Here is a 15,368-nt window from a genome sequence, read left to right as displayed (position 1 = left end):
CTAGTGATCCAAGGATTTATGGAACAACACTGGCAGCGGCAGCATTACCCGGAGTCATTGCAGGTGGTATACTTGCAGGCGGGGAGCTTGCAACCGTGGGAGCCGCAACTGCCAGAAGGGCTGCACCTCATGTAAGTAGGGGGCTTGAAAAGCTTGGGAAGGCGGCAAAGCGCACTAAGGGTTTGGTACGGGATACAGGAAGAAAGACTGATATAAATATAAGGACAAGCGAGATAGGGACAAAGCATAAACTTGATCTCGATAAAGTGACTGACGGTGCGACCAGCTTGTTTGATGAAATGCCCCCTTCAGTAAGCAAAACGGCATCCCGAATAGCTGCGGCCAAAAAAGTTAGAGAACAGGCTGATAACTTTAACAAAAAACATGATCCCAAATGGGGCCAAAAAACTAAATAAGAAGCAATGCGAATAGTACAGGACGAAAAAAATAACAAAAAATTTAAAAGAGAGAATGTAAGTAAAAATGATGCTAATTCACTAGCAATACTTTTCGCCGTTCTTGGATTACTAACAATAATTTTGGGTGATGGAGGGACATACAAAGGTTTTCGTGTTCCGGGATTTGTAGGATGGATAGAACTTGCTGCCGCAGCAGCATTCGCTATTTTAGGGTTTCGTGCTGAACAAGATCCTTATGAAGAAAAAATAATGATCTGCCCTAAATGTCAGACAGTTTATTCACCCCAAGAAATTCCCAATGATTCACAATGTCAGAACTGTCATTGTCCACTTGAACTTCTTGAAGGATTTTACGAACGACACCCAGAGCTAAAAAATACTCCCGAAGAATTCACTCCACCGGAAGAAGATTAACAATGCCCCCGGACTCCGGTCCGGGGGCTGTTTTATAGTAATTGAGTATAAAAACTATTCGCCGGAAGTCTTTATAACTGCAACACCGGGCTGATCCACTTCGGCTACCGCGAGTACGATCCTGTAATCGGCAGATTCATTTCGCCTGACCCGCTCGGATATGCTGGCGGGGATGTTGATGTGTATGGTTATTGTCTGGATGATCCGATTAACTTTGTGGATAGGAAAGAGTTGTTTAGCAATGGCACCATTGGCGCATTTGGATCAGGGGACAGCAGCACAAGAGCCCATTCAACACTTGGATTTAATGGGAATAGAACCATTGGCAAGAACAATGACCAAAGCAATAATTCTTCAGCCAAATCAAGTGTACAACAAGCCCGAGAAATGGAAAAAAGGGCTGCGGAAATAGCCCAAAAGGAGTTTCAAGCTGAACAGGCAAAATTAGCTGAAACAAAGGAGAGAAGGGACCGCACAATTGCTGATGCCCAAAAGCGCAATGATAAAATGCGGCAAATGGTTAGCATTGGTGCCATCGAATTAAAAAACAATCCTGCCAGCCCCCTGACAGATACTGTTGACCCCAACAAGCAGGCCAAACCGAACAAGCAAGCCCCAACCCAAGTCGGTACGGGTATAAATACTTTATCGGGCAAACCCGAAGCGCAAAAGGCCCGGAAAGAAGAACCGCTGGCTGAAACAATGGCGAAAGCCCAAATGGCTAAAGAGAAAGCGACATTGGAGCGCAGGGCCCGTGGGGATATGGAGCGTAGGAACCATAGGACCGGATTATTGGCAAAAACTGCTAATGCAAAGCAGCAGAGCAAAGCCAAGAAAGGTATGCTTACTACGAAAGAATATGACGATATAACCGACTCTGTTTTTAATGTTGATCCAAATGACCAGGTGAAAAAAATGAATTCTTCGCCGCTTGAATGGGGAGGACAAGGACGATCTTTAAAAGACGGTCCAAAATATGGAAATTGGGGAGGAGGAAACTACAGTGGAAGTGTCGATGGAGGCAAGGTTGGCTCCGCTGAGCCTGTAGATAGCTTGGATGAAGCATACAAAGCACATGACCTTGCTTACGAAAGGGCTAAAAATATGGATATTCTTGGGGACGTTAATAAAACACAAAAAGAATTAATTCAAAAGGCTGATGAAGAATTGGTAAATGATCTTAAAAATTAGGTCCTGACTCCAGTAAATGGAAAAATCCTCCTAAAAACGCAGATAAGAAGAATGCTGAATTATACAGAAAAGGAGCAATATCGTGGTTCACCATGATAAATCGATTAAAAGAAATGAGACAATAATAGCCCTGATGTGGATTTATGTACTTCCAAGTTGGATTTTCTTTGGATACCTTTTCTTTGCAACTTCCAATGGATTGATTGTTTTATTGGCCCCTATAGTTCCTTATCTGGCTTTACTCTTAATGTTTTTAAATACTAAAGCAAAAACAAAAAAATATTGGGTATTGGTTCTTTTTGCGGGGATAGTGACAAGTCTACCTGAGCTGTTTTTATCTTTCATCTTTTTCTGTTGGAGCAATAACAGTTTCGCACCATAAAACTAAATTAAATATAAGCCAAAGCCCCCGGCTCAAGCCCTAACATTTCTGATGCTGCGCCGCGATTCAAAGCCAGTTCGTAGTAGCCTTGGCTTCCGGCCAGCAGCCCGGTGGCTCCGGCCTCAAGTTCGGAATAACAGCAAACCCGCTTTACACAGCTGGCATCATTGCCCGAAAGAAGCTGCTCTTTGGGGATGCACATACGTTCCGGCAGGGACTGGGTGTCGGGGATATTGAGCACCAGATTACCGAAACGGTCCTTGTGCAGGATGGTGGCTTTAACGCCGTCTTCCAGCCAGAGAGGCTTATTGATTCCGGTACGCACCATCTCGCGCAACGGTAGTTTGGGTCCCAGGGACTCAAGGGAAGTTCCGCTTGCGATGGACGCGGCAAGGGGTGCAAAAATATCGCGGCCATGAAAAGTGGCGGAACTGTGAATCTTGGCTGCGGTCTCGCTTAAATCAGTAACAATCATGGTTCCGGGAAAACGGGTCTCCGCAAGTTCAAGCACCCCGTTATCGGGAGCAAGCACAATCTGCTCCCCGAACTCGGCAGCGATGATCCTGCGCGCACTGCCCACGCCGGGATCGATCACGGTGATGAAAACCGTATCCTTTGGAAAATGGTCCATAGCAGCGGAAAGGAAAAACGCCCCCTGCGAAATGCAGAACGGCTCCACACCGTGGCTGACATCTATGATGCGGGAATCCGGGGCCTGAGCAGCCAGCACCCCTTTCATCTGCCCTACGTATGGATCATCCAGTCCGAAATCAGTTAAAAGCGCGATAGTTCTGCTCATATCTACCTCGGCACGGAAAAACCTTTTCCGAGAACGCTGAAGGTTGATTCGATTATGACAAAAGCCGCCGGGTCAATGGTGAATACAGTGGACTCAAGACGCTTGATCCTGAAAGAATCCACAACAGTCATGATCACAGTTTTTTCTTTGCCTGTGTAGCCGCCCTTGGCATTAAGCAAGGTGGTCCCCCTGCCCATCTTGGCCATAATCGCCCCGGCAACATCTTCAGGAAAAGTGGTGATGACAAGGACCAGTTTACGCTGGTTGAACAGACGCTGCACCCCGTCAATGGCGGCTGAAGCTACGTATATCATTGCCAGTGAATAAAGAACATCATCGAGATTGAGCCAGAATGTACCTACTCCCAGCACAACGACATTGAATCCCATGGAAAACTGCCCGGGCTTGATGCCCAGCTTTTCGCGGGCCAGCACCAGCAGAATCCCGATCCCACCGCTGCAACCTAGTGAGCGCAGAGAAATCCCGGAGCCTATGCCCAGCACAACTCCCCCGGCAAGCACTGCCAGCCATTTATCGGAAAACGGAATTGCCCAAGGTACAAGTTCGATAAAAAAACTAAGCGAGATCAGGCCGTAAAAACTATAGAAAAAGAATTTTTTGCTAATAAAAAACCAGCCGATCAGGAATACCGGGATATTAAGCAGGAAAATCCATAGCCCGGAACTGAGCTGTGGGAAAATATAATAGAACAGCAGCCCCAGGCCGGAAATCCCGCTGGGCAGAAAAGAGTTCGGAATTATTATTGCTTTTATGGCTATGGCAGCAATGAATCCACCGAAAGTAAGCAGAAAAAGGTTCCATGGAATGGTGTAACTCATTTTCTGAAAACGGTTGATTACTGCATCAAATTCAGTATCCAATTTATATTCTCCTTTGTATGCAGCCATATTTTGCTGTATTAGAGAAAAAGGCAATATAGATTCGTTTTTTCACAAACTCAGTTAAGCACAACGCTTAAGATTTTTTTAGAGCCAACACAGCACTTGGAAGCCGCACCGAAAGATGATAAGCGAAGCATGCCTACATAACAGATAAACAGTCCGCCGGACCCGGCAGGTCTGCCATCATAATTTATTAAGGAGATTTTTGATCCACCATGAAAGCTAAACAACACCTTGAAAACGTTCTCGGTTCCATTCTCGAAGCCAAGGGCTGGGAATGGCCGGAAAAGGCCGTTATCGAGCCTCCCAAAGACAAAAAATTCGGCGACATGTCCGCAAACATCGCCATGATGCTCTCCAAGCAGGCCAGAATGAATCCCCGCGCCATTGCGGAGACTATCCAGTCCGAGCTGGCTGGAGATAAATACGTTGAAAAAGTTGATATCGCCGGACCGGGCTTTCTCAACTTCACTTTTTCCAATTCCTTCTGGCAGGATCTCGTTCCCGAAGTTCTGACTAAAGGCGAAGAGTACGGCCGCAGTGAAATCGGCAAAGGCACCAAGATTCAGGTGGAATACGTTTCCGCCAACCCCACCGGACCGCTGCATATCGGTCACGGTCGCGGTGCCGCCCTCGGCGACTGCCTCGTGCGCATCCTTGAGTTTACCGGCTATGATGTTGAAGCAGAATACTACGTCAACGATGCCGGCCGCCAGATGCTCATTCTCGGCACCTCTATCTGGGTCCGCTTGCAGCAGTCTCAGGGCCGCGACATTGCCCAACCCGAAGATTTCTACAAAGGTGAATACATCAAAGATCTCGCCGCTGAAGTACTGGAACGCAATCCCGGTATTCTCGACATGAGTGAAGACGAGGCCATCGCCATCTGCCGCGAGTACGGTAAAGATGAAATTCTTGAAGGTATCAAGAAAGACCTCGCTGCCTTTGATGTACGCCATGATGTATGGTTCTCCGAAAAGAGCCTCGTTTCCGTAGGTAAGGTTGAAGAAACCTTTGCCGACCTAAAAAAACGCGGCATGGCTTACGAAAAAGACGGCGCGCTCTGGTTCAAATCCACCGAACTGGGTGACGACAAGGACCGCGTACTGCGCAAGTCCAACGGAGACCTGACCTATTTCGCTTCCGACATCGCCTACCACGATGACAAATACAAACGCGGCTTCGACATTGTAGTCGACATCTGGGGTGCAGACCACCACGGTTATGTTCCCCGCATGCAGGCTGCTGTGGAAGCCCTCGGCAAAAAAGGACAGCTTGATGTAATCCTCGTACAGCTGGTCAACCTGCTGCGCGGCGGTGAACAGATCGCCATGTCCACCCGTGCCGGTAAATTTGAAACCCTTGAAGACGTGGTGAACGAAGTGGGCCGCGACGCATCCCGCTTCATGTTCCTCTCACGCAAGAGCGACAGCCATCTCGACTTCGACCTTGAGCTGGTCAAGCAAAAGACCATGGACAACCCGGTCTACTACGTACAGTACGCCCACGCGCGTATCTGCTCCGTAATGCGCAAGGCAGCGGATCAGGGCATCAAAGTTCCCGCCATGGACGCGGCCCCCCTTTCCGCCCTGGCCAACGCGGAAGAACTGAACCTCATGAAACTCATGGATCAGTTCGCCGATGTTGCTGAAAACGCAGGCAAGAACATGAGCCCGCACGTGATCAGCTACTACCTGCGCGACCTTGCCAGTGCGCTGCACAGATTCTACTCCATGCACCACATCCTTTCCGCTGAGGAAGATGTGATCGCCGCAAGACTGGTTCTGTTGCAGGCTGTTGCAAGAACCCTTGCCAACGGCCTGAGCCTGCTTGGCGTTTCCGCTCCTGAAAGCATGTAATAACAAACCGGAGTTTCAACCATGGCTGCACCCAGAAAAAAGAAGAAGGCCGCTCCCGGTCAGGAAAAGACATTCACCTTTACCTTCACCATGCCCGAAGTCATCGGGCTGTGTGCCGGGGCTGTTGCAGCCCTGTGCGCCTTCTTTGTGCTGGGAATACTGCTGGGCCGAGGGTATCAGCCTGAAAAGGATATGCCCGAAATCGCCATGATGCTGCCCAGCCAGAGCAATGCTTCCGGTGAGGTTAAAGGCGGCGTGCTCAAGCCTGAAGAGCTGGACTATATCGACCAGCTCAAGAAAAAGCCCGAACCTGCTGTAAAACCGGAAGAGCCGAAAAAGGAAATTGCTGCCAAAGCTGAAAAGAAAGCCACTGCGGCAAAGAAAGCCGACCCCGCAAAAGCAGAAAAACCCGCGGTAAAAGTTGCGAAAAAAGTTGCTGAAGTTAAGCAGGCCGAGCCGGAACCTCCGGTGGAAATCGATAACCCGGAAGAAGTGGATGCGCCCAAATACAACTATGTGTATCAGGCCGCATCATTCGGCGATGACGCAAGGGCGCAGTCCTTTGCGGACAAGCTTATTGTCAACGGACTCGATTCCTACGTTGAACCCGGAAAAAGCGGAACCCGCACATGGTACCGGGTCTTTGTCCGCCATACCGGAACAGCAGATTCTACCAAAAAAATGAAAAAAATGCTCGCCAAGTTCGGCATCAAGAAGCCGCTCTTGAAAAGCAAGAAAGCGATTTAAATAGAAACCCCGGAAGTTTTAACTTCCGGGGTAATTTTTTGTCTTCTTCATAAACGGCAACACCCCACGCACCGTAACCGAACCTATCACCACCAGCCCGCCGACAATTGCCCATTTACCGGGAATCTCACCGTAGCCGACAGCGACAAGGATAGGATTAAAGATCGGCTCTAGGGTCATGATCAGGATAGCTTCCAGCGCGCCCAGCCGTTTGATGGCCCATGCATACAAAGCTAATGAAATACCCTGCTGAAAAATGCCGAGATAGATTAAACCCATCCAACTTTCAGCTGAGGGCATGGTGCTGAACATGAAGGGCAGGCCGCAGAGGGCGGTCAGCACATGGCCCATGATTACGGATTCCACCGGGGAAGTTGATTTCTGGGCCCGCATGCAGAGGGTAAATACGGCGTAGGAAACTCCGGTACCAACGGCAATAATGTTGCCCCAGAGTCCGCTTGGCGAAAGCTTATCTAGAAAAAATAAGACCATGCCGCCCACGGTGACTGCGATGAATATCCAATCACTGCGGCTTGTTTTCTCTTTGAGAAACCACGGGGCCAGAAGGGCCACATAAACCGGGGCGGTGTAGGCTAAAAGAATTGCATTGGCTGAAGTGGTCAGCTTGGTGGCAACAACATTGGTAATCAGCAACCCGGCATAGCCCACAGCCGCTCCCAATTGCACCAGTGAAAATCCAAATTTCAGACGGCCCCGAAAAAGAACAGCCAAGGTCAATGCCGCCAGCACGCTGCGCACCCCGGTGATCGCCATGGGATTCCAGTCCACCAGCTTGATCGCCAGTCCCCCGGAACTCCAGATCAAGGCCGTGGCGGCCATCAACAGGACGGCCTTGGATTTATCGTTCAAACCGGACCTAAGAATGTTTGAAACGGTAACCGACACCGCGCACGGTTTCGATATAATCGGCGTAAGGCCCCAGTTTCTGACGCAGTCTGCGGATATGAGTATCCACGGTTCTGGAATATCCTTCAAAATGGGTATCCCAAACAGTATCAAGCAGGTGGTCACGGGTACGCACCTTGCCTTCATGCTGCAACAGCTCGGAAAAGAGCTTGAACTCAGTGGCGGTCAGGGCCACGAGATCACCGTCGCATTCCACAGTATGGGCTTCAAAATCCACGGAAAGCCCTTCCCTGTTCCATTTTCCGGGACGGCGCGGTTCAGGCACTTCACTACTGCGGCGCAGTACTGCCTTGACCCGCAGGACCAGTTCACGAGGGCTGAACGGTTTAACGATATAATCGTCCACACCAAGCTCAAGCCCCACAACCCGGTCCACTTCCTCACCCTTGGCGGTGAGCATGACCACCGGGATATGCTGGGTGGCGACTTCCTGCTTCAACCTGCGGCAGACCTCAAGCCCGTCAATACCGGGCAGCATGAGATCCAGCAAAATCAAGTCAGGATTCTCTTTTCCGGCCTGATCCAGAGCCTTGTGACCGTCCATGGCAGTTACAACCTCGTAACCGGAAGAGGTCAGGTTGTACTTAAGCAACTCGATAGTATCATTATGGTCTTCTACGACCAGTATTTTCTCAACTGACACAATGTTCTCCTTTTGGACGGACCTTACCTGTAACATTGGTACGGATTAAGGCGGAACCGTTACAACTGTGTTAATTCTCCGGCTCCGATTCACTTTTATCCTTTGCAGGATCTTCCTTTTCGTCCGATGAGGAGAAAAAATCATCCTCAACAGTCTGGAAGCCGTCTACAGCACCGGTCAGACTCTGGACGGTATAGTTCAGGCTCGCCACTGTACGCTTAAATTCTTCGAGATATTCCGTAGTTCCGGCAGCGGTTTCACTGAGGTCACCCATGGCATCACTGATCTGCTCAGCACTATCGGCCTGATCACCCATGGAACGGGAGACATCCACAAAACGTGGCTTGAGTACCCGGACCTGATCCACAATCTGCCCCAGATCGACACTCATCTTTTCCACCTCATCCACACTGGAACGGACTTCATGATTGAAAGTTTCCATCTCCATAACCCCGGAACTGACTGCGGATTGCATGTCCCGGACCATGAGTTCAATATCTTCTGCGGCAATGACCGTCTGATCAGCCAGTCTGCGCATCTCACGGGCAACCACGGAAAATCCCTGACCGAATTGTCCGGCCTTTTCAGCCTCAATGGCCGCGTTAAGCGAGAGGAGGTTGGTCTGGTCTGCAATTCTGGCAATGGTGGTCACAATATGGTTAATCCTGCTGGCTTTTTCACTGATAGCCGCCAACCGCGATGAAACATTGTCAGTAGATTCAACCAGCCTGATCAAAGATTGCTCACGCCGTTCGATATTTCCTTGCAGGGTTTCGGCCATGTGGGCGGACTCACTGGCACTATCGGCGACATCAGTCATCACTTCCACCAGATCCTTGGAGGTCTTACTGATCAACCTGCTGGTGGCGGTAACTTCGTTGGTAGAGGCTGCCTGCCTGTTTACCGCAGAATCAATATGCTCGGCAGTGGACCTGATCTTGTTTCCGGCCACTGAAACATTATCCCCGGAGGACTGAACTTCACCGATCAATTCTGAAAGACCGGAAATCATGGTTTCAAAAGAAGTCACCAGATTACCGATTTCGTTTCCGGGCCGCATGATCCGGCCTGCAAAAAATTTACCTTCAGCCATATTCTTCATTTTGCGGATGGAAACATTGGCACTGTTCAGGTCACCAGAAGCAATTTCCTTGGCAATGTTGGTAATCTGTGAAACCGGGCTGAAAATAAGGTTCAGACCGAAGAGAAGAAAACCGAGAGTTACCACAATAAAAATAAATCCCATGAAGACCACCGCACCAAGAGCCTGATTGGAAGCGGCATTCATAGCCGCCAGCGGAATGGCCGAAATCATGGCGCATTCAATGCGCCCCGGCTTGCGGTAGTAACCCGTATCACTTTTGACCGGATACCTGCTTTTCATGGACGGCGGAGCATCTTTAGGATCACCGTGACAGACCATGCAGGAAGGCTTATTTACCTCTCCTTCTGCGACAATAAAAGATTCAATGCCGTTAATTTTACAAATTTCCCCGATGAAAGGTTTTTTTCCGACCCGAGCCATGGCATCAAGCTCCTCGATAATTCGGGCCTCGTCATTGGTGGCCAGATTATCAGGATTACGCGGCTTGGTGGAAGCGGTTTTAAAGTTCAACTCATGCCTGTAGACATCGGGAATACGTCCGAACACGCCGTTGGCGGTAAAGGAAGTGGACTGCAACTCGGTTACAAACTTATTTTCCGGCAGAATTTCCGTGGCCTTGGGACGGATAACAGATCCGGTATGCTTGCGCACTGCTTTCATAGTGTGCAGCATGATTTCTGCCTTGGAACGATACTGGTCCATCAGGGTCTCGCGGGCATAGTCTGAAACCAGCCACATTATGGCCACGGTCAGGGCTATACAAAAAACCACACACCCGGTTATGAACTGTTTGCGGATACTCATTATCAGTCCTCTTTAATTCCCGATTAAATGCAAAGCCTGCCTCTAAGTCCCGACTTAGGCAAAGACAAACTCCACCATGGAAAAATCATCTTCATAAAGTTCACTACCCTGCAATTGGCGGGTATGCGCTATAAGCTGGTCAATGGGTGTGCCCAGCTCTCCTCCGGTCCCTTTCATGAACCCGGAAAATTCATCAAACTCCCACATCTTGCCGTCTGAAACTTTTTTCAGCTCGTAGACCCCGTCACTATAGAGAAAGAAGCGCGCACCCGGCTCAACAGTCACGCTGTCGCTGGTGTAGGTCATATCCGGCATACCGCCCACAATCATTCCCGGAGTACGCAGCTGCTGCACTTCCCCGTCCGCGATAAGCAGTGCCGGTGGATGTCCGCCGCTGGAAAAGGTTAAGGTCCGGTCCGATTTACGATAAATACCGTACCACATGGTGAAATAAAGGTTGTTCTGCTGATCCATCTGAAAGGAATCGTTCAGGGATGTCAGCACTTCGTCCGGTTTAAGAAAATCAGTATCCGGCAAGGTCTGGGATCGAAGCACGTTCATGGCTGAGACAGAAAGAAGTGCCGAACCGACCCCGTGGTCACAGACATCAAGCAGGTACATGGCAAAATGATCATCATCGAGCCAGTGGTAGCCGAAGGAATCGCCGCCCAATGATGCCGAAGGAATAAACCGCCAGTCCGCCTGAATATTCCCCTCTTTAACCGGGTCCGGCAACAGGGAGGTCACGTAGTCAGCGGCAACAGCAAGCTCCTTGCGCATTTCATCCCTGCTTTCACGCAGTTGTTCGTATGCTTCATTTCTCTGCAAAAGGTTGATGTAACCCTTGGAGTGGTAACGGATGCGTGCCAGAAGCTCGATGCGGTCGGGAAGTTTGACCAGATAATCGTTAGCTCCGAGAGCAAAAGCTTCGGCCTTGGTGGTCGGCTCTTCCTTGGTGGAAAGCACAATCAGGGGAATATCCTTGAGCTTGGAATTAACCCGCATAAATTTGACCATGGTCATACCGTCAATCTCAGGCATGACAAGATCCTGTAAAATGACTGTAGGCTGCAACTCTTCAGCAGTGGGAATGGCCTTGGTCGGATCGCTCACAAAGTGGAAATCAATGTCCTCCTCGCCTTCAAGCATACGCCGCACAGCCTCCCCCACCATGGGTTGGTCATCTATCAGCAAGACATTGATCTTATGTTCGGTGAGCAGCTGCTCTTTGACTTCGGTCATCTGTTCTAACTCCTGAAACGTTTTTTAAAATGCCTTACCAGCAACCCGGCCATATCTTCAATGGAACAGACTTCGCGCGCCGCACCCATTTTTACCGCCGCTCCGGGCATACCCCAGACCACGCTGGATTCCTTGTCCTGAGCCACGGTCATCCAGCCGGAATTCCTAAGATCGCACATCCCCCTTGCCCCGTCCGCGCCCATGCCTGTGAGCAGCACCGCCGCAGAGTTGGAAGGGAACCCGGCACAACATAAACTGTCAAAAAGCACATCCACAGAGGGCACGTATAAATTCTCACCGGGACCGCTGGTCAATTCAACCATGCCCCCCGGCCCCATGCGCATATGCCGGTCACCGGGAGCGATCAACGCCTTTCCGGGCTGCATAGCCATGCCGCTGCGGGCAAGTTCAACTTTTATCCCGGTCTGTCCGTCCAGCCACTGAGCCAGATTTTCGGAAAAATGTCCGTCCACATGCTGGGCAATGGCAATGGCCGCCGGAAAATCCTCCGGCAAGGCCCCCAGCAAAGTGGCTAAAGCGGAAGGTCCTCCTGTAGAACTGCCTATTGCCAGCAGAGGAGGAACCATCCTGACTTTCGGAATGAGCTTAGGAGCAGGGCTTGTTTTTTTGTTACCCTGCAACTTGCCGATTACTGAAATTTTTGAAAGAAGCTCATCGCCACCTTCTATGCCTCCGTTTTCCTGACGGGGAGTGGTAACCACATCAAGTGCCCCCGCGCCCATGGCCTCGAAGACCTTGGTAGAATTGCTCTCAATACTGGCGGTAACAACCAGAATCGGACAAGGGCATTTCTGCATAATCCCCTGTGTGGCCCCGGCACCATCAAGCACAGGCATAACCAGATCCATGAGCACAAGGTCCGGCACATCAGTGCAACACTTCTCTATCGCTTTTTCTCCGTTATGAGCAATCCAGGCGATTTCGTGCCCGGCAGCACTAACCACCTTCTTGAGCACATCCACTGCCAAGGCCTGATCATTTACAATACCTATTCTCATTTTCCAGCCCCGCCTATAAGGTCTTCAACTGCCGAAAGCAGGGTCTCGTCATGAAAACTGCTCTTGGTCAAATAATAATCAGCACCAGCCTCAAGCCCCCGGAGCTTGTCTTCCTTGCGGTCCTTGTAAGAAACCATCATCACCGGGATGGACTTGAGTTCCGGATCATCCTTAATTTTGCGGGCCAGCTCCAGACCATTCATGCGCGGCATGTCCACATCAGTAACCACAAGATCATAGTCACCTGAAATAACCGCATTAAAGCCGTCCTGACCGTCCACCGCCGTGTCCACTTCATAGCCATGGTTAGCCAGCAGTTTACGCTCCACTTCACGCACGGTAAGTGAATCATCCACCACCAGAATCTTCTGTACCGGGCCGCTTTCAGCGGATTCCATACCCACCTTGCCCAGCCTTCCGCCGGAAAGAAGATTATCAATGGAACGTACAAGATCCTCGGCATCAAGGATGAGTACCGGGGAACCGTCGGGCATCATGGCTACAGAATTCACATCCGGGACCTTGCCCAGTCTATGATCCAGCGGACGGACCACAAGATCCTGCTCACCTAAGAAATCATCCACCACCAATCCGTAACGGTTCATACGGTCACTGATAACCACAACCTTCAGACCGTCCTCTTCCTGCTGATGCGAGGTGACTCCCAAAATCTGGGCTGCGGGCACCAAGCCCACGTTGACCCCGTCCAGAGAGACGTACTGACGGTCCTCGGCCAGTTTGAGCTGTTCCGGAAAGATGGAAGCAATACGGCTGATACGACTCAGAGGAAGGGCGTAGGGCTGATCCGCAATTTTCACCAGCAGAGTGCGGATAACTGAAAGAGTAAGCGGCAGCTGCATGGAAAATGACATGCCCTGTCCGGGCTCTGAATCAGCGCGCACCGTGCCGCCAACTTCCTGAACCATGGCATGAACCACATCCAGCCCGACCCCGCGCCCGGATATCTCAGTAACCTTTCCGGCAGTGGAGAAACCGGGCAGAAAAAGAAATTCCATAAGCTCGGCCCGACTCATTTCTGCTGCCATACGCGCCGGAGCCAGCTTGCGTTCCACCACCTTGGCCCTGATCCGTTCCGGGTCAAGCCCCCGACCGTCATCACGCACTTCAATAAAGAGCATTCCGGCCCGGTGTCCGGCAATCACCCGGATGGTCCCGGTGGAAGACTTCCCAGCAACAACACGCTCATCCGGCATTTCAATACCGTGATCCACGCCGTTCCTGATCAAATGGTTAAGAGGGGCTTCCAGCTTATCCAGAATATCGCGGTCAACAGAAGTTGTATCACCCTCAATAACGAAATCCACTTCCTTGCCCAGCGAACGGGCCAGATCACGCACCAGACGGGGAAAACCGCGGCCGCCATCGGAAAAAGGACGCATGCGGCTGGCGATGACCTCATGATAAAGCCTGCCGGAAACATTGTCATTGCGCCTGCGGTAGAGATCAAATTCATTGATGTGCTTAACCAGCATGACCTGGCATTCAGCCAAAGCCCCTTTGAGTTCATCAACCACATCTTCGGCGGTTTCACCGTGGCTGACCCGCTCACAGGAATCTTCAAGAATCCTCATCAAGTCCCGGTGTCCGCCCTTGAGGCGCAGCAGAGATGAAGCGAACTCGCCCAGTCTGCCGGACTCCACAAGGCTTTCCCCGGCAAGGGCCATTAGCCTGTTCAGGTTTCCGGCGGAAACACGGACCACAGAATCTTCCGGCGCACGCCCCCCTTGCGCAGGAGCGGAACTCTCCTTGGTCGGTGATGCTTTGGGTTGAGCAGCAGAAACGTCTTTGGATTCCCCTTGCTCGGGAGATGCATCAGCCACAATCTCAGTAACTGGTTCGCCCGGTACATCCACAATCGAAGCCGGCATTCCTGAAGGACAGACCTTGGAGCAAACCTTGGCTGCTGCTTCCTCATCTCCGCGCAAAGCTTTTTCCAACTGGTCCATGAGCGGTCTACTTTCGCTCAAGAATCCCTGAATGGAATCTGTTTCAAGCTGGGAAACATCACGGTAAATATCTGTTGCCGCCAGCAGCAGATCAATCTGACCGGAATCAAGGACAGTATCACCCTTCTGGCAGGCCACCAGCAGATCTTCCATGGCATGGGCAAGGGCCACGGCATCGGTCAGCCCCACAATACGGGCCGCTCCTTTCATGGAATGGGCCGCACGCATGAGCGGCTCCACTTTATCCGGGGCCTGATCTTTTTCCAGCTCCAGCAATCCTTCATTCAGGGCATGGGAATGGCTTTCAGCTTCCATGCGGAAAAGATCGAGCATGGAAAGGTCGGCAAGAGGGATATCTTCTTTGGGCGGAGCAGCAGCCTGCACCGGCTCAACTGCTGAAATTTCTTCAGGCGGAGTTTGCGGTTCTTCGGGCCGGACCTCTTCCTGTGCAAGCGAGACCGGTTCGGATTCAGGAATTTGAGCAGGTTCCGGCTCATGATCCGCAGGACTCTCAGTGGATTTCCCGGATTCAATACGCTCAAGCAGGGATACCAGCTCATCTTTTTTTTCTTCCAGCCAGCCGTCCATGTTCTCTGCTTCCACTTCGGCAAGGGAATGCAGAAAACGCGCACCGTCCAGCAAACCGTCAACAGCCTGCTGAGCAAGCAACTCCCCTGCACCGGAACATCTGTCCAGCACAGCTTCCATGGTCTGCGAAAGATCCACGGCCTCAGCCAGTCCCACAATCTTGCCAGACCCTTTCAGGGCGTGGGCCGCATGGATGAGAGGCTGCACCTTTTCCGGGGAAACGTCAGCAGCCAGACCGGGTATGCCTTCTTCCAGCACCCGCGTATGGTTGCCCGCCTCCATGCGAAAGAGTTCCAGCATAGAAAGATCCGCCATGTCTCGCGTCACTCTATCTTCTCCCTGTCCGGCTGTTGCGCATAA

Annotated in this window: 13 protein-coding genes and 1 pseudogene; 6 read left to right on the top strand and 8 right to left on the bottom strand. The window is 51.0% G+C overall.

Features of this window, described 5'->3' with window-relative positions; all coding sequences use genetic code 11:
- The 4 genes and pseudogenes from FMS18_RS16220 to FMS18_RS16205 all read left to right on the top strand — a co-directional run.
- Positions 1-416 (top strand): hypothetical protein (locus tag FMS18_RS16220; RefSeq protein WP_163295725.1); only part of this gene is annotated, 416 nt, incomplete at its 5' end.
- Between the two features lie 6 nt (positions 417-422).
- Positions 423-833 (top strand): hypothetical protein, encoded by a 411-nt coding sequence (locus tag FMS18_RS16215; RefSeq protein ID WP_163295724.1) that lies wholly within the window; start codon positions 423-425, stop codon positions 831-833.
- Positions 834-902: 69 nt separating this feature from the next.
- Positions 903-2,024, top strand: a pseudogene (locus FMS18_RS16210) (RHS repeat-associated core domain-containing protein); the annotation flags it as partial.
- 82 nt (positions 2,025-2,106) lie between these two features.
- Entirely contained in the window at positions 2,107-2,406 is a 300-nt protein-coding gene (locus tag FMS18_RS16205; protein ID WP_163295723.1) for a hypothetical protein, read from the top strand.
- Positions 2,407-2,413: 7 nt separating this feature from the next.
- Here the strand turns inward: FMS18_RS16205 and FMS18_RS16200 are convergent, their stop codons facing one another.
- Complete coding sequence (locus FMS18_RS16200; protein ID WP_163295722.1) at positions 2,414-3,205, bottom strand: S-adenosyl-l-methionine hydroxide adenosyltransferase family protein; 792 nt, start codon at positions 3,203-3,205, stop codon at positions 2,414-2,416.
- A gap of 2 nt (positions 3,206-3,207) precedes the next feature.
- On the bottom strand, positions 3,208-4,086 hold the full coding sequence (locus FMS18_RS16195; protein WP_239061069.1) for a YitT family protein: 879 nt from the start codon (positions 4,084-4,086) through the stop codon (positions 3,208-3,210).
- A gap of 236 nt (positions 4,087-4,322) precedes the next feature.
- Between FMS18_RS16195 and argS the strand changes: the two genes are divergently transcribed.
- Complete coding sequence (gene argS / locus FMS18_RS16190) at positions 4,323-5,966, top strand: arginine--tRNA ligase (protein WP_163295720.1); 1,644 nt, start codon at positions 4,323-4,325, stop codon at positions 5,964-5,966.
- 21 nt (positions 5,967-5,987) lie between these two features.
- A complete protein-coding gene (locus FMS18_RS16185) occupies positions 5,988-6,713 on the top strand; it encodes an SPOR domain-containing protein (RefSeq protein WP_163295719.1) in 726 nt (241 codons plus the stop codon).
- A gap of 18 nt (positions 6,714-6,731) precedes the next feature.
- Here the strand turns inward: FMS18_RS16185 and FMS18_RS16180 are convergent, their stop codons facing one another.
- The 6 genes from FMS18_RS16180 to FMS18_RS16155 form a co-directional block, all read right to left on the bottom strand.
- On the bottom strand, positions 6,732-7,583 hold the full coding sequence (locus tag FMS18_RS16180) for a DMT family transporter (protein WP_163295718.1): 852 nt from the start codon (positions 7,581-7,583) through the stop codon (positions 6,732-6,734).
- Between the two features lie 7 nt (positions 7,584-7,590).
- Positions 7,591-8,283, bottom strand: coding sequence for a response regulator (locus tag FMS18_RS16175; RefSeq protein ID WP_163295717.1), 693 nt, complete (start codon positions 8,281-8,283; stop codon positions 7,591-7,593).
- A 70-nt stretch (positions 8,284-8,353) separates the two neighbouring features.
- Positions 8,354-10,192, bottom strand: a complete 1,839-nt coding sequence (locus FMS18_RS16170) for a methyl-accepting chemotaxis protein (protein WP_163295716.1) — start codon at positions 10,190-10,192, stop codon at positions 8,354-8,356.
- Between the two features lie 54 nt (positions 10,193-10,246).
- Entirely contained in the window at positions 10,247-11,434 is a 1,188-nt protein-coding gene (locus FMS18_RS16165) for a SpoIIE family protein phosphatase (protein ID WP_163295715.1), read from the bottom strand.
- A 5-nt stretch (positions 11,435-11,439) separates the two neighbouring features.
- A complete protein-coding gene (locus tag FMS18_RS16160) occupies positions 11,440-12,453 on the bottom strand; it encodes a chemotaxis response regulator protein-glutamate methylesterase (RefSeq protein WP_163295714.1) in 1,014 nt (337 codons plus the stop codon).
- Positions 12,450-15,308, bottom strand: coding sequence for a response regulator (locus FMS18_RS16155; protein WP_239061068.1), 2,859 nt, complete (start codon positions 15,306-15,308; stop codon positions 12,450-12,452). The genes FMS18_RS16160 and FMS18_RS16155 overlap by 4 nt, the downstream gene beginning before the upstream one ends.
- Positions 15,309-15,368 lie beyond the last annotated feature (60 nt).

The organism is Desulfovibrio sp. JC022 (assembly GCF_010470665.1).
GTDB lineage: Bacteria > Desulfobacterota > Desulfovibrionia > Desulfovibrionales > Desulfovibrionaceae > Maridesulfovibrio.
This window is presented reverse-complemented; position numbering and strand designations above follow the sequence as displayed.

What these genes read in the sequence shown, in the direction of transcription:
- FMS18_RS16165 (WP_163295715.1), bottom strand. Translation starts at nt 11,434, where the DNA reads ATGACCGAAGTCAAAGAGCAGCTGCTCACCGAACATAAGATCAATGTC.
- argS (WP_163295720.1), top strand. Translation starts at nt 4,323, where the DNA reads ATGAAAGCTAAACAACACCTTGAAAACGTTCTCGGTTCCATTCTCGAA.
- FMS18_RS16185 (WP_163295719.1), top strand. Translation starts at nt 5,988, where the DNA reads ATGGCTGCACCCAGAAAAAAGAAGAAGGCCGCTCCCGGTCAGGAAAAG.
- FMS18_RS16155 (WP_239061068.1), bottom strand. Translation starts at nt 15,308, where the DNA reads ATGCTGGAACTCTTTCGCATGGAGGCGGGCAACCATACGCGGGTGCTG.
- FMS18_RS16215 (WP_163295724.1), top strand. Translation starts at nt 423, where the DNA reads ATGCGAATAGTACAGGACGAAAAAAATAACAAAAAATTTAAAAGAGAG.
- FMS18_RS16160 (WP_163295714.1), bottom strand. Translation starts at nt 12,453, where the DNA reads ATGAGAATAGGTATTGTAAATGATCAGGCCTTGGCAGTGGATGTGCTC.
- FMS18_RS16200 (WP_163295722.1), bottom strand. Translation starts at nt 3,205, where the DNA reads ATGAGCAGAACTATCGCGCTTTTAACTGATTTCGGACTGGATGATCCA.
- FMS18_RS16170 (WP_163295716.1), bottom strand. Translation starts at nt 10,192, where the DNA reads ATGAGTATCCGCAAACAGTTCATAACCGGGTGTGTGGTTTTTTGTATA.